Source organism: Dermacoccus sp. MPR-E5 (assembly GCF_058809565.1).
The window spans coordinates 76,442-97,546 of sequence record NZ_JBXASS010000013.1; the positions used below are offsets into that span (position 1 = coordinate 76,442).

The following is a 21,105-nucleotide window of genomic DNA, read 5'->3' on the forward strand; positions in this document are numbered from 1 at the left end:
ACGCACACCGTCCGAAGGGTGAGTCGCAGGCTAGACTGACCGGCAGAACCGACGACGCCGCAGCCGCAGGCTCCGCGTCGCCGAATGCCCCCCTTCGACGCAGGTGACGGCGGCCCTCGCTGAGGGTTCGCCGTGCCGAGAGTGACGGTGTGATGCAAGCCCCCATGACGTGGTCCGACGAGGCTGCGGATGGCCAGCGCGAGACCGATCTGGGTCGGTGGCGGAGCACGTACGACCTCATGGCCGAGCACGTCGAGGCCGATCCCGCGTTCGTCGCGTCGTGGCAGCAGCTCGACGCGCTCGCGCACGCCCGCGACGTCGAACTGAGGGCTGACGTCGAGGCGATGATCCGTCGCCCCGACATCGAGCGCTTCGCCGAGGCCCTCGCTCAGTGGGGCGCGCGGCCGGGCCCATATGTCGGGGCGGGCGCGCTCGCGCGGCACTGGTTGCCGCGCGTCGTAGCGCACCGCGAGGACCGCCTCGGCGAGCTCGAGGACGTGCTGGCGAAGGTGCTCGTCACCCCGACCTCGCTCGACGAGGCGGGCACGTCGATCGCGCGTCTCGAGGACGTCATCGGATCCGGTGGGCCTGATCTCGCGCGCGTGCCGACGTTCCTGTCGCTCGTGTGGGCCACCTCCGGCCAGGGGGACTGGCCGGTGCTGTGGCCGGGTGGGGCGGACGCGTTCGCGACCCTGGGGTGGATGGGGCGCCACCTCACGCACGCCGAGCGCTACGTCGACTTCGTGACGCTGTGCCGTGCGTTCAGCCCCGCCGGCGCCTACCGGGCGCAGCGCGTCGTCACGGCGCTGGGCGAGAAGCCGGCGTTCGTCGGCTTCGGCGCGGCGCTGCCTGCGCTGGCGACCGAGTCGACGCAACTGCACCGTACTTTCGAGCAGGGAGTCGGCTATCCGGACGGCGAGTCGGAGGCCCGCGCCGCGTCCCTGGCGCTGCAGTTGCGCGGTCATGCCGCGCTGGTCGCGCGCAGCCTGCACGAGCAGCTCGAGCGCGCCACCGGCGTCAAGCTCGCCGAGACGAGCCTGCAGACCCGGACGGAGGCGTCCTCGCGCGCGGCCTACCGCAGCGATTCGCACTCGACGTGGCTGCTGCCCGCGAGCAGCGGGGGAGCGCCCGCCCTGCGCGTGTGGATGACGAGCTCCGGCATCGCCGTCGGGCTGATGTCGGGCTGGGATCCCGCGGCGGGCGCCGAACGTCACGAGGAACTCGGCTCGCGGCTCGAGCAGAACCTGCCTGCCGGTCTGGAGTTCATCCATCTCGGCCCGGCCGGCGCGCCGGACCGCCTGACGCCGACGGGGGCGTCGTACGAGGGCGGCGAGGTGTTCGTCGGCCGCTGGTTCCCGCACCCCGACGGGGTGGGGCGGCGCAGCTTCGCCGCGGACGTCGAGGACACCGTCCGCCGCGTGCTGCCGCTGGTCGACACGATGCGCGGCTCCGATGCGCCCGTAGAGGGCATCGACGAAGAGCTCGCCATCGCGCTGCGCACCTTCCTGGCCGACCGTCCGTACCCGGCGGAGCGCGATCAGTGGCACGTCGAGCAGCGCCGCACCTTCGCGGCCTCGCTCGAACCGGAGGCGCTCGCCGCGTTCGACCTCGCGACGTTCAAGCGCATCATCGCCGGCGGCGCCTACGGGTCGACGGGCACGCACAGTGTCCTCGACGCGCGCCTCGCCGCGCTCGATGCGCGTGGCCTCGAGAACCTCGCGCGCTCCGTCACGCACCTGCTGTGGGGTGAGGGCGATGACGCCGACCGCATCGACGCCGTCATCGACCCCGAGGGCGCCGATGAGGTCGCGCTCGACGAGGCGGTCGCGATGAAGCTCCTGGCGATCGCGCACCCGCACCGCTACCTGCCCGTGTACGCGATGACGGGGCGTGACGGCAAGGTCGCTCTCGCGCAGGCGCTCGGTGTCGTCCTGCCGCGTCGGCGCGAGTTGTCGCGTGGTCGGCTGCAGGTCATCGCCGCGGACCGGTTGCGTGGCAAGCTCGAACCGTTGCTGCCGAACGACCCGTGGGGGCAGGTGCAATTCGCGCTGTGGCTGCTGCGCAAGGGCGAGACGAGCGTCGACCCCGAACGAGATCTGGTCGCCGAGGCGGCGGCGGATCTGCTCGTGGACGAGGAGTTCCTGCGCGAGATCGACGAGTTGCTGCAGGACAAGAAGCAGGTCATCTTCTACGGTCCGCCCGGGACGGGCAAGACGTTCATGGCGCAGCGATTCGCGGCGGCCCTGCAGCCCGACCCGACGAAGCGCGCCGTCGTGCAGTTCCACCCGTCCACGTCGTACGAGGACTTCTTCGAGGGCTTCCGCCCGCGTCTCGACGCCGCTGGCGCAATGGTCTACGAACTGCGCAAGGGGCCGCTGGCGCTCATGGCCGAGGCCGCCGAGGCCGACCCGACGACGCCGCACATCATGGTCATCGACGAGATCAACCGCGCGAACCTGCCGCGCGTCTTCGGTGAGCTGCTGTTCCTGCTCGAGTACCGCTCGCAGTCGGTCATGACGAGCTACCGGCCCGACGAGGGCTTCCAGCTGCCCTCGAACCTGTACTTCATCGGCACGATGAACACGGCCGACCGTTCGATCGCCCTCGTCGACGCTGCGCTGCGACGCCGCTTCCACTTCCTGCCGTTCATGCCGCACGAGGGCCCGATGGAGGGGCTGCTGGCGCGCTGGCTGGAGCGCGAGAACGGCCCCGTGTGGGTGGCGGGCGTCGTCGATCGGGTCAACGAGGAGCTGCGTCAGATCCTGCGCGGCCCGCACCTGCAGATCGGCCACAGCCACTTCATGGTGCGCGACCTCGACGACGCCGCGCTCGCCCGCATCTGGAAGTACGGCGTCTACCCGTTCATCGAGGATCAGCTCTACGGGCGCGAGGACGTGCTCGCGACGTTCACCTGGGAGGCCGTGCTCGAACGGCACGCCCAGGCTGCGCATGCTGACGACGACGCGGCGCGCGCCACGAACGACGCGGCGCCCGAGGGGTCATGACGGCGCTCGCGGTCGGCGCCCTCGCGCCGGACGAGCGCGTTCGCCTCACCCTGGCGGAGCACTCGCGTTCGGAGCCGGTCCGCGTGCCGAGCAGTGCGCGTCGCGCCCTGTTCTCGGTCGGCTCGGATCGGGTGAGGTTGCTCGCCACTGCCGATCCGGAGGCCGTCGTCGTCGAGACGACGTCGTGGGTCGGCACGGTCAGCGTTCCCGGTTTCGAGGTGCGGATCGTGCCGCGCGTGCCGATGGCATCGATCTTCGCCATGCTCGGCGGGCAGGACGCGTCGATCGCGTGGGGGAGTGAGACGAGCGATTTCGCGGGTGACGGCGAACTGCTCGACGGATCGGCGCTTGTCGTCCTGCGCGCTGTCGAGGCGGCGACCCGCCGCGGACTGCTGCACGGGTATCGCACGCGCGAGGAGGAGAGTTCGACGCTGCGGGGCCGCTTGCTCGTCGACCAGCTCGCCCGCAGACCGTGGACGGTCGGCGCCCCGGTGTGCCGGTTCGAGGAGTTCACGTCAGACGTCGTCGAGAACCACCTGCTGCGCGCGGCCGTCGTCCGCGTGCTCGGCGCCCCCGGCCTCAGCCCGCAGACGCGGCGTCTCGCCGTCGAGCTGCTCGCGCGGTTCGACGGGGTCGCCGACGCCGATCCGCGGGAGCTGGCGCTCGAGATCCCGTTGACGCGGCTCAATGCGCACTACGAGCACGCGATGGGTCTGGCGCGTCTCGCGATCGACGGTTTCTCGATCCGTCACGACGAGGGCGAGCGCGGTGCGAACGCGTTCCTCGTCGACGTCGACCTCGTCTTCCTGCGCTTCGTCGCCACCGAGCTGCGGGCCCGGTTGTGGCCCGCGCATCGCGTCGAGCAGGCCGAGGAGCTCGCGCTCGACGACGCCGCGTCGCTGCGCGCTACCGCCGACATCCTCGTGCGTGACGCGAGCGGCCCCCGCCTCGTCATCGGCACCCGCTACCACCTCGGCGACGACGACGTGCCCCGCCGCACGGGTGACCCGCTGCACCTCATGACGGGCGGAGGTCGCGACACCGCGCGGACTCCTCGCGACCCGGCCGCCGCCGTCGCGAACGACGCGGCCGCGTTCTTCCCGGTCATGGTGCAGGCCGCCTCGCTCGACCTCGACGCAGCACTCGTCGTCTATGCCCACGCGCGGCGCCGCCCGGCGAGCCGCATCCGGATGCCGGCGACGCGGGCGAGCGTCCACTCGTGGCACGTCGACCTCGACGCGTCGTGGCGTGAGCTGAGCGATGGCCTCGACGATCTCGCGGCGCACGTGCGGCGTCTGTGCGGGTGACGGGCGCCGAGCTCCTGCGGCTGCGCACGCCCCCTGCGTCTCCTGTCACCCGAGACGCCGCGCACGTCACCCCGCGGCCGCCACGCACCGGCGTCCGCAGTGCGCCCTGAGCGAAACCCGGTGCCGTCGAGGCGGTGCGCGAGCGAGAGCCCGACTATCGTGGCGGCGTGTCCACGACGATGAACCTGGCCCCCGCCGATCTCGAGCGCCGTGCTGCGCTGCGTCGCATGCGCCTCGTGGCGACGGGTCTGCTCGTCCTCGCGGCCGTCATCTACATCCTCACGCACGGCCATGGCGGGGCGTGGGGGTACGTCAACGCGGCGGCTGAGGCTGCGATGGTCGGTGCCGTCGCCGACTGGTTCGCGGTGACCGCGCTGTTCCGTCACCCCCTCGGTCTCAAGGTGCCGCACACGGCCATCATCCCGACGCGCAAGGATCAGCTGGGCAAGAGCCTCGAGGAGTTCGTCGCCTCCAACTTCCTCACCCCCGATCTCGTGCGCGAGCGCATCCGCGGCGTCGACGTCCCGCGACGCGTCGCGGCCTGGGTCGAGCGCCCCGGTCAGGCCGAGCGGCTCGTCGCCCAGATCACCCCGCAGCTCAACAAGGCGCTCGATAGCCTCGACGAGGACGAGGTGCGCCACTTCCTCGACGCCGTCCTCATCCCGCGTCTGCAGCTTGAGCCCATCGGCGAACTCGCCGGGCACCTGCTCGAAGGGGTCGTCGCGGACGGCACGCACCACGGGTTCGTCGACGTCTGCGTCACCGAGATGCACGTCTGGGTGAGCGAGAACAAGGATGCGGTGACGCGCATCGTCGGGGCGAAGGCGCCGTGGTGGTCACCGCAGTGGCTCGACGACGCCGTCGTCGACCGCATCCACCTCGAGATCGTCAAGTGGCTCGCGGAGGTGCGCGACACACCCGATCACGCGATGCGTCGCGCGATCGACGCGTTCCTCGCTCGCGCCGCGCACGACCTGCAGCACGACGAGAAGACCCAGCAGCAGGCGGAGAACCTCAAGCAGCGCTTCCTCACCCACCCCAGCGTCGCCGACGCGGCCCTGAACGTGTGGTCGTCGGTGCGTCGGATGCTCGGTGACGCTCTCATGGATCCTGACGGCGAGCTGCGGGCGCGGATGGTCCACCACCTGCGGGCGCTCGCGCAGCGCATCCGCACCGATGACGCGCTCCACGCGAGCCTCGAACGTCGCCTCGAGGACGTCGCAGCCGCCGGCGTCGAGGGATACGGCCACGAGATCACGGCCCTCATCTCCTCGACGGTCGAGCGCTGGGACGCGCAGGACGCCTCCGAACGCATCGAGTCGTTCGTCGGGCGCGACCTGCAGTTCATCCGCATCAACGGCACCGTCGTCGGCGGCCTCGTCGGCCTCCTCATCTACACGCTCAGCCAGCTCCTGCCCTGACGGCGGGGGCGCTGGGCCCTGCCCGAACGCGCGCGGCCATCACCGGCGCGCGTGAGAAAATGAGCGAATCGTGAGTACTCCAAGACCTTCGCAACCTTCCTCGAACGGTGATCCGGCGAAGCCCGGGCCGCCGCTCGCCTCATCGTCCCGCCGGCGCAGGCCGCGCCGGAGCAGAGCGAACGCGTCACCCCGAGGGGACGAACGGGCCCTAGCCGCCGAGGCCATCCCCGACCCCGCATCGGAAGCAGCGTCGTACGTGCTGCGCTACCCGGGCCACCTGCCCGTCGTCGAGGCGAAAGACGAGATCCTCGAGGCGATCCGCGACCACCAGGTCGTCATCGTCGCGGGCGAGACGGGTTCGGGCAAGACGACGCAGCTGCCGAAGTTCTGCCTCGAACTGGGGCGCGGGCGCGCCGGCGCCATCGGCCACACCCAGCCGCGACGCATCGCGGCGCGTTCGGTCGCCGAGCGGCTCGCCGAAGAACTCGAGTCGCCGCTCGGTGAGACGGTCGGCTATCAGGTGCGCTTCGTCGACGAGTCGTCGAAGAAGACCCGGGTGCGCGTCATGACCGACGGCATCCTGTTGTCGCAGATGCAGCGCGATCGGGATCTGCGTCAGTACGACACGCTCATCATCGACGAGGCGCACGAACGCAGCCTCAACATCGACTTCATCCTCGGTTACCTCAAGCAGTTGCTGCCGCGGCGCCCCGATCTCAAGGTGATCATCACGTCCGCGACGATCGACCCGGAGCGCTTCGCCGAGCACTTCGCCGGCCCGGACGGGCCCGCGCCGATCATCGAGGTCTCGGGGCGCACCTACCCCGTCGAGACGCGGTATCGCCCCCTCGTGCGCGAGCTCGCGCCGAGCAAGCCGGGGGAGGACCCCAAGCTCGAGGACGTCGATCAGGTGACGGGCATCGTCGAGGCCGCACAGGAGCTGTGGCGCTCAGGCAGCGGGGACGGTTCGGCGCAGGACATCCTCGTCTTCTGCTCCGGTGAGCGCGAGATCCGCGACGCCGCGGACGCGCTCAAGGGCGCTGACTGGGGGCGCGCGCGTCACGACGTCGAGATCGTGCCGCTCTATGCGCGCCTGTCCGCCGCCGAGCAGCATCGCGTCTTCGCGCCGCACCACGGGCGACGCATCGTCCTCGCGACGAACGTCGCCGAGACGTCGCTGACGGTGCCGGGCATCCGCTACGTCATCGACACCGGCACCGCGCGCATCTCGCGCTACAGCCAGCGCACGAAGGTGCAGCGTCTGCCGATCGAGCCGATCTCGCAGGCCTCCGCCCGTCAGCGCGCCGGCCGGTGCGGCCGCGTCGCCGACGGCATCTGCATCCGGTTGTACTCGGAGGAGGATTTCGCGTCCCGCCCGGAGTTCACCGACCCCGAGATCCTGCGGACGAACCTCGCGAGCGTCATCCTGCAGATGACGTCCCTGGGCCTCGGCGACATCGCGCGCTTCCCGTTCGTCGACGCCCCCGACGCCCGCCAGATCAAGGACGGCCTGGCGCTGCTCGAGGAGTTGCACGCCCTCGACACCACCGCTCAGGGGCCGCGCAAGAAGCTGACGCCGACCGGCCGCACCCTCGCGCGCCTGCCCGTCGACCCGCGGCTCGGACGCATGCTCGTCGCCGCCGCCGAGAACGGCTCGCTGCGGGAGGTACTCGTCATCGTCGCGGCGATGTCGATCCAGGATCCGCGTGAGCGCCCCGCGGACGCGCAGGCCCAGGCGGATCAACAGCACGCCCGGTTCAAGCACGAGAAGAGCGACTTCCTCAGCTACCTCAACCTGTGGAACTACGTGCGCGAGCAGCAGCGCGAACTGTCCAGCAGTGCCTTCCGGCGCCTGTGCAAGCGCGAGTACCTCCACTACCTGCGGCTGCGCGAATGGCAGGATCTGCACGGTCAGCTCAAGGCGGCGTGCAAGCAGGCCAAGCTGTTCATGAGCGACAACGCCGCGAGCGAGGATGCCGTCCACCAGGCGCTGCTCACGGGTCTGCTCAGCCACGTCGGGCTGCGGGATCGTGAGAAGCGCGAGTACCTCGGCGCCCGTCAGGCGCGTTTCGCGATCCAGCCCGGCTCGACGCTGTTCCGACGCCAACCCGACTGGGTCATGGCGGGCGAGCTGGTCGAGACGACCCGCATGTGGGCGCGCACCAACGCGGTCGTCGACCCCGCCTGGATCGAACGGGCGGGCGCCCACCTCGTCAAGCGCTCGTATGCCGAACCGCACTGGGAGCGCTCGCGCGCGGGGGCCGTCGCGTCCGAGCGGGTCATGCTGTACGGCATCCCGATCGTCGCGGGCCGCAAGGCCGCCTACGGCGCGATCGATCCGGAGGTCTCTCGCGACCTGTTCATCCGTCACGCTCTCGTCGAGGGTGACTGGGATGCGCAGCACCAGTTCCTCAAGGACAACGCGGCGCTGCGCGCGCGCTTCTCCGACCTCGAGGCGCGCGCCCGACGGCGTGACCTCGTCGTCGACGACGACGTCCTGTTCGACTTCTACGACGAGCGCATCCCGGCGGACATCGTCTCCGGGGCGCACTTCGACCGGTGGTGGAAGAACGAGCGTCGTAAAAACCCGAGCCTGCTCACCTTCACCGAGGATTTGCTCGTCGCCGACGACGCGGACGCCGTCGACGAATCGGCCTACCCGAAGTCGTGGCGGCAGGGCAGTCTCAGGCTCAAGTTGACGTATCAGTTCGAGCCGGGTGCAGACGCCGACGGCATCACCGTGCACGTGCCGCTGCCGGTGCTCAACCAGGTCGAGGATCACGGGTTCGACTGGCTCGTGCCCGGTATGCGTGAGGAACTCGCGACGGCCCTCGTGAAGTCGCTGCCGAAGAACATCCGACGCAGCTTCGTCCCGGCTCCCGACCATGCGCGGCGCGCGCTGGCACTCATGGATGCCCAGGGTCGCCCGGGTCAGGTCCCGTTCGCCGACGAGCTGGGCGAGGCGCTGTTTCGTCTCACCTCGGTGCGTGTGCCCGCGGGGAGTTGGGACCCGGGGAAGCTGCCCGACCACCTGAAGGTCACGTTCAGGGTTGAGGATGAGCGGGGCCGCAAGATCCGTGAGAGCAAGGATCTCGCGGCGCTGCAGGACGAACTCGCCGGGCGTCTGCGTCAGTCGATCGCGAAGGCCGCCGGAGACCTCGAGCAGCAGGGGCTGACGCAGTGGACGTTCGGTGAGCTGCCCCGCCAGTTCACGAAGTCGGCCGGCCGCCAGCGGATGACGGGCTTCCCGGCTGTCGTCGACCACGGCCGTGACGTCGCTGTCGAGGTGCTCGGCACCGAGTCCGAGGCGCGCCAGGCCACTCGGCTCGGCACCCGCCGTCTGCTGCTGCTCAACACGCAGGTGCCGTGGAAGCGAATCCTCGGCCTCATGAGCAACCGGCAGAAGCTCGCGCTCGGCAACAACCCGCACGGTTCGATGGACGCCCTCATGGACGACGTCCTCGCGGCCGCCGTCGACGCCGTCATCGAAGGCATGCCCGGGCGCGAGGTGCGCGACGCCGAGCAGTTCGACGTGGCGCTCACGGCGATCCGCCAGCAGGTGGCACCGCTCGTGCTCGAGGCGGCCGAGAAGCTCGCGCCCGTGCTCGAGCACGCCGCCGAGGTGCAGCTCGGGCTGTCACGATTGACGGCGCCCGCGGCGAAGGCGTTGCACGACGACGTCGCCGCTCACCTCGTCGCGCTCATCCATCCCGGTTTCGTCGCCGAGACCGGGTTGGCGCGCCTCGGTCACCTCGATCGCTACGTGCGGGGCATGCTCGAGCGGCTCGACAAGGGCGTCACCGATCTCGTGCGTGACGCCGACCGCGCCGACCTCGTCGCGACCGTCCGACGTGAGTACGACGACATGGTCGCCGGGCTGCGCCCCGAGCGCCGTGGGGACGCCGACGTGCTCGACATCCGCTGGATGATCGAGGAGCTTGCCGTCAGCCAGTTCGCGCAGCGTCTGGGCACCGCTCACCCGGTGTCCGAGAAGCGGATCTACAAGGCGATGGACGCTGCGGAGGCCCGCTGATCGGGCGTAGGTTGGAGGCCATGGCGAGCATCTTCAGCAAGATCATCGACGGCGACATCCCGGCGCACTTCGTCTGGCAGGACGAGGTGTGCGTGGCGTTCCTCGTCATCGACCCCATCACCGACGGGCACACGGTCGTCGTGCCGCGCGGGGAGATCGTCGAATGGACGCAGGCGCCGCCGAGCATCTTCGCGCATCTCACGGGTGTCGCGCAGATCATCGGTCAGGCGCAGCAGCGCGCGTGGCAGGCGCAGCGCGTCGGCCTGCTCGTCGAGGGGTACGAGGTGCCGCACCTGCACCTGCACGTGTGGCCGACGCAGAGCCCGGCCGAGTTCGACCCGCACGCCGTCACGCGCGGCCAGGACCAGCAGATCCTCGCCGAGAATGCCGAGGCGCTGCGGGCGCAGTTGCGCACCGACGGTCATGCCGAGACCGTTCCGGACGCCGCGTCGCCGCAGACCTGAGTGGCCGCGGCGTGGGGGAATCATCCCCGCGCGCGGGGCGTTGAACGGTGAGCACCTGACGAAGGAGTACGACGTGCTTGATCCCACGCAACTGTTCCGCATCGAGACCGACACCCCGCTCGCCGAGCAGAGCGCCTCGACCCTCGTGGTCTCGCTGGGCGGTTTCATCGACGCGGGCAACACACAGAAGTTGATGACGGCGCACATGCTGGGCACGCTCGAGCACACGGTCGTCGCGTCGTTCGACGTCGACCAGTTGCTCGACTACCGCGGTCGCCGCCCGATGATGACGTTCGATCGCGACCGCTACAGCGAGTACGACGACCCGGCTCTCGTGCTGTACCGCCTCGTCGACGCCGAAGGCACGCCGTTCCTGCTGCTCGCCGGCCCCGAGCCCGACTACCAGTGGGAGCGCGTCAGCGAGGCCGTCCGCATCCTCGCGGCGAACCTCGGCGTCTCGCTCATGGTGAGCGCGCACGGCATCCCGATGGCGGTGCCGCACACGCGCCCGGTCGGTTTCACGCGTTTCGCCTCCGATCAGCGTCTGCTGACGGAGAACGAGCCGCTCTTCGGCAACGTCCAGGTGCCCTCGAGTGCCGAAGGGCTCATGCACATCCGGCTCGCCGAGGCAGGCATGGACACCGCAGGTTTCGCGATCCACGTGCCGCACTACCTCACGCAGGTCGAGTTCGCGGACGCCGCGCTCGCCGCGCTCGAGGCCGTCTGCGGGCTGACGGGGCTGGCGATCCCCGCTCAGGAGCTCGCCGCGATCGCCGGGCTGCATCGCGCCGACATCGCCAAGCAGATCAGCGAGAACGACGAGGTCACCGAGGTCGTCGAGGGCCTCGAGCGGCAGTACGACGCCTTCACCGAGGGTCGTCGTCGACGCTCGCTCCTCGCCGCCGAGATGAACGACCTGCCGAGCGCAGACGAGATCGGCGCCGAGCTGGAGCAGTTCCTGCGCGCCGAGGGAGAGGATCCGGGCACCAAGGGCTCGTTGTGAGCCCGCGAGCGCTTCTCGCCGGCCGTCGGTCTGAGCCGACGGCCACGCGGGCTTCGCAACGCTCGCCTGGCTGCGGCCACCCCTGCGGTGGCTTGCCGGGCCCCCGCCAACTTGGGAGGATCACCTCATGTTCGGATTCGGTCAAGACAAGAAGGCTCCTGCAGCCCCCGAGAAATCGTCGGGCATGCTCGACTCGACGGCCAACACCCTGGCGCAGCACCTCATCTCGGTGGGCATCGGGGGCGTGGCGACGTTCAAGTCGGCCCGCGCCGTCGCCGACGAGGCGATGAAGAAGGCGGGCTCCAAGGAAGCGGCGATGGACGACGTCGTCGCATCACACACGAAGCTCGCGGGCGCGAACGGCTTCCTCACCAACCTCGGCGGTTTCGTCACGCTCCCCGTGGCACTGCCCGCGAACGTCATCGGTTTCTACACCGTCGCGACGCGCATGGTCGCGGCAATCGCCGCCATCAACGGTCACGACGTCGACGACCCAGCCGTGCGCTCGGCGATCCTGCTCGACCTCATCGGTGCGGACGCGACGCAGGTCCTCAAGGGCCTCGGCCCGATGACGGGTGGCGTCGCGACGAACGTCGCCACGCGCAGGCTGCCGCCGGCGGCGCTCGCCGTCGTGAACAAGTCAGTTGCGTTCCGTCTCGGCTCGCAGGTGGGGCGTCGCTTCCTCACGCGCATTCCGCGCCTCATCCCCGTGGCGGGCGGCTTCATCGGTGGCGGCCTCGATGTCGTCCTCATCCGCAAGATCGCCCAGTCGGCGCGTCGCGACTTCGTCGCGCAGATCCCGCCGTCAGCCTGACGTCGCCCTGATTCCACCCCGAACGCCACTCGTCTTCGGCGGGTGGCGTTCGGCGTGTCCGGGCCGGTTCGGCGATGTGTCGTCCGTGCGCATCAACGGGCTTCCGGGCGACGATCTAACGGGCCCCGAACCCCCGCCTGGCCTTGCTCGAACGGCCCACTCACCCACAGGTGTGACGGCTACGGCCCGTTTCGCGGCCCGCAGGATGCCTCGTCCACAGGTTTGTGGCTCGTGGTCAGCGCGCGGGTGGCGTCATGGGTTTCGCTGGGGGCATGAAGACAACAACACGACTCAAGGGCCTCAGCGCCCTGGTGGCAGCCCTTCCCGATCTCGTCGGCTCCGAGGGGGCGGGCGCCGTCATCGTCCTGTTCGAACGTGACGGTGCGCTCGCGGGGGTGCTCGGCTGGGCGGACGATGCGTGCGACGGGGAGACGGCGCACATGCTCGACGTCGTCGCTGAGCGGCGCGCGACGATGGGTGCGCAGGCCGCCATCGCCATCGCCTATCGCTGCGAGCCGGGCCGCGTCGACATCGCGGCCCTCGCGAAACGCATCGAGCGCCGCGTGCCGCTGCACCACGTCCTCGGTGCCAGCGACGAGCACTGGTGGGCCATCGAATGCGAGCTCGGCTGCTGTGACGGCGCGATCCACGAGATCCCGTCCCTGTCAGAGCAGACCCGCGAGCAGCTTCGCGACGTCCGCCGCGGCGGCGAGGCCATGGCCGCCACCGCGCGCCCCGTTCCCAGCGTCGTCGACGTCCGAGCCGCCTGGGCACGGTTGTGCGACGTCCCCGACACCGCGTCGGGCACCCGGCGACGCTCCCGCAGCGCCAACCTGCAGGTGCTCGCCGACGCTGTCGTCGACGGCCCGACGCGCGATGAGATCCTCCTGTGCGTCGCACCCGAACTCTTCCGTCTGCTGAGCCCGGGCACGCCGCTCGGCGAGCCGGGCCCGCCGATGACGAGCGCGTGCCTGCGAACTTGGCTGCCGCTCGTGCCGCGCCACGGCCGCGCCGCGTGGAAGGCCCTCGAGGCCGCCGCGACCTGGCGCGAAGGCGACCTGCGGGGAGCCGGTGCGTGCGCCGCGGCGTCGCTGCGCATCGGGCGGACGTCATTGGGGCAACTGCTGCGCGACATCACAGGCACGGGGTTGTCGTACGAGCAGGCCGTCGGTGCGCTCCACACGAAGGCTCGGCAGAGTTCCGTCGCCTGACGAGCGTGCCGGTTGTGGGAGCGCGCCACATCGTGGACGTCGTCGCGCGAACGATGGAAGCCGCGGGCAGGGCCGCCTACTGTGTCGCAGGTCAAGAGTTTCAGCGACACAAGCCCCGGCTTGCTGAGCGGCAACCCTCCCTCGCGGCGGGGTGCCCCGGGTGACGACAGGGCCGCCCGTGGGCGGCAAGCGCGAGAGGTGGGTTGCGACCCACCTCGGAATCGAGGACGTCATGGTTTCGCACCGTCGCCTCGCCGTGGCCGACCCCGCGGCGCCCCTCACCGACGACGGGTTCAACCCGCACGCACGTGCCGTCCACATCGGCACCCTGACGCTGGAGAACGGCGCCGCCCTGCCCGACGTCATCATGACGTACGAGTGCTGGGGCGAGCTGAACGACGACGCGAGCAACGCCGTCCTCGTCGAGCACGCCCTGACCGGAGACTCGCACGTCGTCGGGCCGGTCGGCCCCGGGCAGCCGACGGCGGGGTGGTGGCCTGGTCTCATCGGCCCCGGCGCGCCCCTCGACACCGACGAGCTGTTCGTCGTGGCGATCAACGTCCTCGGCGGCTGTCGCGGCAGCACGGGTCCCATGTCGCTCGCACCAGACGGCCGGGTGTGGGGCGGGCGCTTCCCACACGTCAGCGTCAGGGATCAGGCGCGCGCCGAGGCGCGGGTCGCCGACGCTCTCGGCATCGCGCGCTTCCATACCGTCATCGGCGGCTCCTTCGGCGGGATGCGCGCCGCGGAGTGGGTGGCGACCTTCCCGCATCGGGTGCAGCGCGCCCTCGTCGTCGCGAGCTGCGCGGCGGCGGGCGCCGACCAGATCGCGTGGGGGCACACGCAGGTGCGGGCAATCGAAGCTGACCCGGATTTCCGGGGTGGCGGCTACCTCGAGCAGGGCGTCTTCCCGACGTCGGGGCTCGGGCTCGCCCGCCAGATCGCGCACACCTCCTACCGCAGCGCGAACGAGTTGCAGGAGCGGTTCGGGCGCGAGTCGCAGGGAGCGGACCGCACGCTCGACGGCGGCCTGTTCGCCGTCGAGAGCTATCTCGAGCACCACGCCGCGAAACTCGTCGCGCGGTTCGACGCCATGAGTTATGTGCGGCTCACGCAGGCGATGGCGACGCACGACGTCGGCCGCGGCCGCGGCGGCATCGAGCCTGCGCTTCGGGTGTTCGGGGGTGAGCTCGTCGTCGCCGCGGTCGACTCCGATCGGCTGTTCCCGGTCAGCGCCTCCGCCGACATCGTCCGGGCTCACGGGCGCGGACGGCTGCGTCTCATCCACTCGCCGCACGGTCACGACGGTTTCCTCATCGAGGCCGACCAGATCGCGGCGCTCGTGCGCGAGGTCATCGCCCGGCCGCTCACGGCCGAGGCGGGCCGCGTCCGTCCCGTGGCGTGACGGCGGGCGCTCGCGGCACCTCGGGTAGCGTGTGAGCCGATCGCCACAGTCGCAGAACAGGGGTTGCGCATGTCCGTCGTCGTCAGTTTCGCTCCGGGCCCGGAGGGTGAGGCCGCGGTGGCCGAGGCCGTGCGTCAGTCGAGTGTGCTGGGGCGCCCGCTCGTACTCGTCTCGACCGTCCCGAGCGACGACGCGCGCGCTGCCGCGCAGGAGAGTGCGGACGCGGTCGGCGGCCGCGTCGTGCAGGTGGAGGAGGGCCAGGACGCGGTCGAGGTGATCCTCGACGAGGTGGCCGAACTCGACCCGGCGCTGCTCGTCATCGGGCTGCGTCGCCGCACGCCCGTCGGCAAGCTGATCCTCGGTTCGAGCGCTCAGCGGCTGCTGCTCGACGCGCCGTGCCCCGTCCTCGCGGTCAAGCCCACAGCGCACTGATCTCGCGCTGCTCCCAACCCCGGCCTCACGCGCTTGCGTCAGGTCGGGAACACCCGCGCATGCAGGGGCGTTGAACCCCGTGATTCTGCGGTTCTCGACCCAGAGTTCTATAATGGTGGAAGAAGCGACGCGGGGGATCGAATCAGGCACCACGGTGTCATGCGAGCTCAGGTGAGCCTCGAGCAACTGGCTCTCGTCGGATCCCGACCCCGTGGTTCGTCTCTTCCCTCGTACGAAGCGCTCGGCGCGCGATTGCGCCTGCCCGATGCGTTGTGCACTCTCGGAAGGTAGTTGGTGACCTCAGTGTCCGAAACGGCTCAGACCTCCGCGCTTCCCGCGGACATCGACCATCCCGCGGTCATTGCTCTGTTCGAGCAGGGGCGCGCGAGCGGCACGGTCGACAGCGTGGTGCTGAAGACCGCCCTCGAAGAAGCGAAGATCTCCATGGCCAAGCAGAAGGCGGTGCTGAAGGCGCTGGGGGCCGAGGGCATCGAGATCGTGCTCGACGAGGCTCACGCGGCCCAGGCCGTCGCCACGACGACCGGGCGCAAGAGCGCGGCGAAGAAGTCGACTGCCAAGAAGACGGCGACGAAGACCGCTGCCGCGAAGAAGACCACCGCGGCCAAGACGACGACCGCGAAGAAGGCTGCCGTCAAGAAGACGGCGGCGCAGAAGGCCGCCGAGGCTGAGACTGACGTCGAGCTCGACGAGAACGTCACCGCCGACGAGGCGCGTGAGGCCCCCGCGAAGAAGGCAGCCGCCAAGAAGACCACAGCCAAGAAGGCGACGGCGAAGAAGGCCACCGCGGCCAAGTCGACGACCGCGAAGAAGACCACCGCCAAGAAGGCATCCGCTGGCGAGCCGGACGAGGTCGTCGCCGAGGACGTCGAGATCGACGACGTCGTCGTGACGGACGTCGAGGCAGGCGCCGAGGAGGTCGACGAGGCGAAGAAGCCCGCCGGCGAGGCCGAAGACGAGAAGGGCGGCTTCGTCCTGCGTCCGGGTGACGAGGATGACGCGCCGGCCCAGCAGGTAGTGACGGCGGGTGCGACGGCCGACCCGGTCAAGGACTACCTCAAGCAGATCGGCAAGGTCGCCCTGCTCAACGCCGAGCAGGAGGTCGAGCTCGCGAAGCGCATCGAGGCCGGCCTGTTCGCCGAGCAGAAGCTCGAGTCGGGCGCCAAGATGGACATGAAGCTCAAGCGCGAGCTGTGGTGGATCGCCTCGGACGGCAAGAACGCGAAGAACCACCTCCTCGAGGCCAACCTGCGTCTCGTCGTGTCGCTGGCCAAGCGTTACACGGGTCGCGGCATGCTCTTCCTCGACCTCATCCAGGAGGGCAACCTCGGCCTCATCCGCGCGGTCGAGAAGTTCGACTACACCAAGGGCTACAAGTTCTCGACGTACGCGACGTGGTGGATCCGTCAGGCCATCACGCGTGCCATGGCCGACCAGGCGCGCACCATCCGTATCCCGGTGCACATGGTCGAGGTCATCAACAAGCTGGCTCGCGTGCAGCGTCAGATGCTTCAGGACCTGGGCCGCGAGCCCACGCCGGAGGAGCTGGCCAAGGAGCTCGACATGACCCCCGAGAAGGTCATCGAGGTCCAGAAGTACGGCCGCGAGCCCATCTCGCTGCACACGCCCCTCGGTGAGGACGGCGACAGCGAGTTCGGTGACCTCATCGAGGATTCCGAGGCCGTCGTCCCGGCGGACGCCGTCAGCTTCACGCTGCTGCAGGAGCAGCTGCACTCGGTGCTCGACACGCTGTCCGAGCGCGAGGCGGGCGTCGTTTCGATGCGCTTCGGCCTCACCGACGGCCAGCCGAAAACGCTCGACGAGATCGGCAAGGTCTACGGCGTGACGCGTGAGCGCATCCGTCAGATCGAGAGCAAGACGATGAGCAAGTTGCGTCACCCGTCGCGCTCGCAGGTGTTGCGCGACTACCTGGACTGAGCCAGACGGGTAGCGAGGCAAAAATCCGCGTCATTCCGGCGCTTTTTCGCCTTACGTCGTGAACTCTAAGGGTGCACAGCGCTCCTAGTCGGGGTATCGCTCAGACTGGAGGCATGCCCGGAGAGTTGAGCGTGCCCGAACTGCGTGAGTTGCTGATCTCTTGGGAGCTTGCGCTCAAGGCCGACAGACGCTCGGCGCAGACGATCAAGTCCTACACCGAGGGCGTCAAGCAGTACGTCGCGTTCGCTGAGGCGCGCAAGGCCGACCCGCTGAGCCGGGCGACCTTGCGCGCCTTCTGCGTGCACCTGGGCGAAACGGGGCGCGAGGCTGCGACCGTCCGTGCTCGCCAACTCGGGGTGCGCAGGTTCACCTCATGGCTCGCCGAGGAGGACGAGCTCAGCGCAGATCCATTCATCGGCGTCAAGGCGCCGAAGCTCGACCAGAAAGTCATCGAGCCGCTCACCGCCGACCAACTCAAGGCGCTGCTTCGCGCCTGTCGTGTTCCGGGCGAAGCAACCGCCGCCCGAAAGCTGCGAGCCCGCCGGGACGAGGCAATCCTGCGCTTGATGATCGAAACCGGCGCGCGCGCGGGCGAGGTGGTCGCGATCCATGTCGATGACGTCGATCTGAGGGAGCAGACGCTCGTCATTCGCCGCGGCAAGGGCGGCAAGGGGCGCGTCGTGCCGTTCGGCCCGCAGACAGGGCAGGCAATCGACCGTTACATGCGCCTTCGCCGGGGGCACGCTCTCGCTTCACGGCCCGAGTTGTGGCTCGGGGATCGAAGCAAGGGGTTCTCGTACGATGCGCTGCACAAGACGTTGCGTCTTCGTGCGGACGCGGCCGGCATCGAGGGGTTCCACCCTCACCGCCTTCGCCACACCGCCGCGCACCGCTGGCTCGCAGCCGGCGGCAGTGAGGGCGGGCTCATGGCCGTCGCTGGATGGACGCGGCCCGACATGCTCATGCGCTACACGCGCGCCCAAGCTGCGGCCCGCGCTGCCGAAGAAGCCAAACGATTGAACCTGGGGGAACTGTGACGGAAATGCTCGACGCGGAATCCATTCGCGAACTGGTGGGGCGTCGTAAGCGCCTCATGCCTGAGATCGATGCCGCTTTGGCAGTGATCCGAGCGCAGGGGAAGCGGCAGGGCTACCTCAACGAAATCGTGATCCGCTGCGACGAACGGCACAAGGGTGGCCTGCCCAAGCTGGGCACCGCAGTGCGGCTGGACACCTCGCGCTTCGTCGTGCACAGCACGATCAAGTGGGCGCCCCGCGATCAACTGAAGCTGACGCCCTGGCAACACGAGGCCTACCTCGGAGTGGGACTGGGTGACGACCCACTCGACGACGCCGCTCTCGTCGACTGGGCGCGGCGCCTCGATGAATGGTCCCGCGGTCTACCGAGCACCGGAGGGCGGTGGCTGCGTGGGCAGACGCCGTTCGACCTGTGGACCATCGTGCGGGTAGGAGAGGATCCCGTGATTACGCCATGGGTCCGGTGCAGGCGGGGGGCGGTTCGCGGGCTGGCGCTGCGGGCGACCTCTCGCGTCATCGTGGACGCTGGGGCATTGCGACGTCGACCGCACGGTGGTGCATGGGCCTGAGTGTCCGCCATGTGACTACGCGACGAATGGCCGGCGCGGCTGTCCGCACCCGTCGCACGCCTGAGAACACCGGAACCCGTACACGGGAATCTGTCTCTCCCCTGCGGGTCGAACGATCCAAGAGCCCGAGGGGTGCATAGCCCTACGATGAACGCCCGTCACCTTTCGAGGTGGCGGGCGTGTCGTGATGGCGGGTTCCGGCGTGGGAAGATGGAGCCTTCTTCTATGAGAGGTCGTGCCCGATGGCGGGCAATAAGGCTGTTACCCCTGTTCGTATGTCGTGTGTCCGTGGTTCCTGCACGCGAGTAGCTTCGAAGCGATCGGTTCGCGGTTTCTGCAGCACGTGTATAGACACGAATCGAATGAGTGCTTCCCCTGGGGCTGCTTTAACCGGCGGGGCATGGGTTCAGTCGCGGGGTGTTCAGCGATGGGTTCCAAGCATCTAAGACGGGCTAGCAGTTCACTGGGCTCGATGAACGCCCGCCACCTCACCTCGAGGTGGTGGGCGTTTCGTCGTTTCAAGCAGTGCACGCTATCCGTTACGAATAGAGTAACGACTGTGAACACTTATAGGCCGTGTGCAGTGTGCGAGCAGCCCATCGACGGCCCCGTGGTCGCCGTCGACGTCCACCACCGTCGCAACCGCCACGAACGGGGGTGGACGGCGCGGGAAGCTGTATGCCTCGAGTGCGTGGCGAAACCTGCGGATCGCACCGCCCTCGCCTACGTCACGGGCATGGCGCATGTCGAATCATGGTGGCGAGAAGAAACGCCCGCGCCGTGCGCCGGCTGTGGCCGCCCGACCATCGTGCGCCCCGACGGTCGCCGCAAGGTCGTCGCGTGCTCGAGCGCATGCCGAACGGCCTCGTACCGGGAGACCAGTTCGGAAGCCGTAACGCGCGAGTGTGACGGTTGCGGAGCAGTTGTCGCGGGCCGCTCGGATCGCCGCTACTGCTCGCCCGCGTGCCGGCAGAGGGCGCACCGCCGTCGTAGCGCGGCCCCGGAAGTGCAGGCCGTCGCGCCCGTGGCCGTGGAGTTCGAGCCCGCGAAGGTGCCCGGCAAGTCGCTTGAGCGGTGCCGCCAGGAACAGACCGAGAGCATTCTCGATTGGGTGGAGACCGTCACCTCGTCCACCATGACCCCGCGGCCGCTCGCTCGCGCGGCATGGCTCGCCGCTCAGGTGGACGCCCGCACGCTGGCACTGCTCGAGGATCACCTCGTCGAGGGTGGCACGTGGAGTTCGGCGGCCGAGCAGCTTGGGTTGCCGCTGGGAGAGGTGCTGGCCCGGTATCAAGGGCGGGTGAAGGTGAGCGGCGAGGGGCGTTGAGGCTCGGAGCCCTACGGGCAGGGAAGTTGCCTTTGCTGGAACCCTGCCCAGAAACCCCTGAAGCGCCCTGGGTTTGGTTCCGACCCACCTGAAGGAGAATCGGACCATGCCCAAGAAGTACGACCAGCAGTTGCGTGAGCACGCCGTCAGGATGGTGCTCGACAAGCGCGCCGCCGAAGCATGCTCACAGCGCGTCGCGATGGACGCCGTCGGAGCCTCGCTCGGCATCGCGCCGGCGACCATCCGTAACTGGATGCCCCGTGCTGGCGAACAACCAGCCATGGTGGGCGCGGCAGCGCCACGTGAGTCCCTGGAGGAAGAGAACCGGCGCCTTCGCCGCGAACTCGCAGAGACACGGCGCGCGAACGAGATCTTGAAGAAAGCATCGGCTTTTTTCGCAGCGGAACTCGACCGCCCCACGACGAGATGATCCGGTTCATCGACGAACACAAGGGTCAGTTCGGGGTCGAGTCCATCTGTCGCGTGCTGGGCGCGATGGAGTGTGGGTTCATCACGTCGCGTGGCTACCGGGCAGCGAAAGCCCGCCCGCGCTGCGCGCGAGCGATCCGTGACGAGGTACTCATCGACGAGATCCGGCGCGTTCACCAGCAGAATTACGGCGTGTACGGCCAGCGCAAGATGTGGCACGCGATGCGCCGCCAGGGCTGGATGATCGGACGCGACCAGACCGCCCGGCTCATGAAAGTCGCTGGGCTGCACGGTGTTCGGCGCGGGCGTCACCCGTTCACGACCGTCGCGTCGAAGCTGCCCGATCACCGCCCGGACCTGGTCGAGCGTGACTTCCACGCGATGGCGCCGAACGAGCTGTGGGTTGCGGACATCACGTACGTGCGCACCGTCGGTGGGTTCGCGTACACGGCGTTCATCACCGATGCGTGCACAAGGAAGATCGTCGGCTGGTCGGTCGCGTCGTCGCTGACGACGCAGGCATTGCCGCTGATCGCGTTGCAGCAGGCGATCACCACGACCCCGGCGGCGCGTCAGGGCGGGCGGCTCGTGCATCACAGTGACCGCGGAGTCCAGGGCGGATTCAACTGGTCGTCGCAACACCTTGACGTGGAAGGTGTTGGCGATGGCAGCGAACGACAGGGACCAGAGCA

16 protein-coding genes and 1 riboswitch are annotated in these 21,105 nt (G+C 69.5%); all 16 genes read left to right on the plus strand.

All coding sequences use genetic code 11. The features are described from left to right. The first annotated feature begins 152 nt into the window (after positions 1–152). A complete protein-coding gene (locus tag AC1RS9_RS11115; RefSeq protein ID WP_239304175.1) occupies positions 153–3,005 on the plus strand; it encodes an AAA family ATPase in 2,853 nt (950 codons plus the stop codon). Beyond that, complete coding sequence (locus AC1RS9_RS11120) at positions 3,002–4,312, plus strand: McrC family protein (RefSeq protein WP_062258701.1); 1,311 nt, start codon at positions 3,002–3,004, stop codon at positions 4,310–4,312. Before AC1RS9_RS11115 ends, AC1RS9_RS11120 begins: the two co-directional genes overlap by 4 nt. Before the next feature lie 167 nt (positions 4,313–4,479). After that, positions 4,480–5,733 carry a DUF445 domain-containing protein gene (locus AC1RS9_RS11125; protein WP_239304137.1) on the plus strand — a complete coding sequence of 418 codons (1,254 nt, stop codon included), beginning with the start codon at positions 4,480–4,482 and terminating at the stop codon, positions 5,731–5,733. 70 nt (positions 5,734–5,803) lie between these two features. Further along, on the plus strand, positions 5,804–9,766 hold the full coding sequence (gene hrpA / locus AC1RS9_RS11130; RefSeq protein ID WP_492921515.1) for an ATP-dependent RNA helicase HrpA: 3,963 nt from the start codon (positions 5,804–5,806) through the stop codon (positions 9,764–9,766). Positions 9,767–9,786: 20 nt separating this feature from the next. Then, positions 9,787–10,230, plus strand: a complete 444-nt coding sequence (locus AC1RS9_RS11135) for an HIT family protein (protein ID WP_006946632.1) — start codon at positions 9,787–9,789, stop codon at positions 10,228–10,230. Positions 10,231–10,303: 73 nt separating this feature from the next. Further along, entirely contained in the window at positions 10,304–11,233 is a 930-nt protein-coding gene (locus AC1RS9_RS11140) for a PAC2 family protein (protein ID WP_040014953.1), read from the plus strand. Positions 11,234–11,360: 127 nt separating this feature from the next. Beyond that, positions 11,361–12,047 (plus strand): EcsC family protein, encoded by a 687-nt coding sequence (locus tag AC1RS9_RS11145; RefSeq protein WP_474903806.1) that lies wholly within the window; start codon positions 11,361–11,363, stop codon positions 12,045–12,047. A 272-nt stretch (positions 12,048–12,319) separates the two neighbouring features. After that, positions 12,320–13,258, plus strand: coding sequence for a hypothetical protein (locus tag AC1RS9_RS11150; RefSeq protein WP_492921518.1), 939 nt, complete (start codon positions 12,320–12,322; stop codon positions 13,256–13,258). An 89-nt stretch (positions 13,259–13,347) separates the two neighbouring features. Further along, a riboswitch (SAM riboswitch) is annotated at positions 13,348–13,456 on the plus strand. Between the two features lie 34 nt (positions 13,457–13,490). Further along, positions 13,491–14,663: a homoserine O-acetyltransferase MetX gene (metX, locus tag AC1RS9_RS11155; protein ID WP_081873629.1), complete on the plus strand. Its 1,173-nt coding sequence runs from the start codon at positions 13,491–13,493 to the stop codon at positions 14,661–14,663. 69 nt (positions 14,664–14,732) lie between these two features. Next, positions 14,733–15,095 carry a universal stress protein gene (locus tag AC1RS9_RS11160; RefSeq protein ID WP_006946612.1) on the plus strand — a complete coding sequence of 121 codons (363 nt, stop codon included), beginning with the start codon at positions 14,733–14,735 and terminating at the stop codon, positions 15,093–15,095. A gap of 303 nt (positions 15,096–15,398) precedes the next feature. Beyond that, positions 15,399–17,051 carry an RNA polymerase sigma factor gene (locus tag AC1RS9_RS11165; protein WP_038567725.1) on the plus strand — a complete coding sequence of 551 codons (1,653 nt, stop codon included), beginning with the start codon at positions 15,399–15,401 and terminating at the stop codon, positions 17,049–17,051. 131 nt (positions 17,052–17,182) lie between these two features. Further along, on the plus strand, positions 17,183–18,088 hold the full coding sequence (locus AC1RS9_RS11170; protein WP_313490626.1) for a tyrosine-type recombinase/integrase: 906 nt from the start codon (positions 17,183–17,185) through the stop codon (positions 18,086–18,088). Between the two features lie 5 nt (positions 18,089–18,093). Next, a complete protein-coding gene (locus tag AC1RS9_RS11175; protein ID WP_143181249.1) occupies positions 18,094–18,657 on the plus strand; it encodes a hypothetical protein in 564 nt (187 codons plus the stop codon). A gap of 691 nt (positions 18,658–19,348) precedes the next feature. Continuing rightward, a complete protein-coding gene (locus tag AC1RS9_RS11180) occupies positions 19,349–19,984 on the plus strand; it encodes a hypothetical protein (protein ID WP_492921522.1) in 636 nt (211 codons plus the stop codon). A 106-nt stretch (positions 19,985–20,090) separates the two neighbouring features. Then, positions 20,091–20,414: a transposase gene (locus AC1RS9_RS11185; protein ID WP_006945764.1), complete on the plus strand. Its 324-nt coding sequence runs from the start codon at positions 20,091–20,093 to the stop codon at positions 20,412–20,414. Then, positions 20,411–21,105: IS3 family transposase (locus AC1RS9_RS11190; protein ID WP_492921524.1), on the plus strand; the 695-nt coding region annotated here is incomplete at its 3' end. The genes AC1RS9_RS11185 and AC1RS9_RS11190, both read left to right, overlap by 4 nt.

What these genes read in the sequence shown, in the direction of transcription:
- AC1RS9_RS11160 (WP_006946612.1), top strand. Translation starts at nt 14,733, where the DNA reads ATGTCCGTCGTCGTCAGTTTCGCTCCGGGCCCGGAGGGTGAGGCCGCG.
- AC1RS9_RS11120 (WP_062258701.1), top strand. Translation starts at nt 3,002, where the DNA reads ATGACGGCGCTCGCGGTCGGCGCCCTCGCGCCGGACGAGCGCGTTCGC.
- AC1RS9_RS11175 (WP_143181249.1), top strand. Translation starts at nt 18,094, where the DNA reads ATGCTCGACGCGGAATCCATTCGCGAACTGGTGGGGCGTCGTAAGCGC.
- AC1RS9_RS11135 (WP_006946632.1), top strand. Translation starts at nt 9,787, where the DNA reads ATGGCGAGCATCTTCAGCAAGATCATCGACGGCGACATCCCGGCGCAC.
- AC1RS9_RS11145 (WP_474903806.1), top strand. Translation starts at nt 11,361, where the DNA reads ATGTTCGGATTCGGTCAAGACAAGAAGGCTCCTGCAGCCCCCGAGAAA.
- AC1RS9_RS11150 (WP_492921518.1), top strand. Translation starts at nt 12,320, where the DNA reads ATGAAGACAACAACACGACTCAAGGGCCTCAGCGCCCTGGTGGCAGCC.
- metX (WP_081873629.1), top strand. Translation starts at nt 13,491, where the DNA reads ATGGTTTCGCACCGTCGCCTCGCCGTGGCCGACCCCGCGGCGCCCCTC.
- AC1RS9_RS11185 (WP_006945764.1), top strand. Translation starts at nt 20,091, where the DNA reads ATGCCCAAGAAGTACGACCAGCAGTTGCGTGAGCACGCCGTCAGGATG.
- AC1RS9_RS11115 (WP_239304175.1), top strand. Translation starts at nt 153, where the DNA reads ATGCAAGCCCCCATGACGTGGTCCGACGAGGCTGCGGATGGCCAGCGC.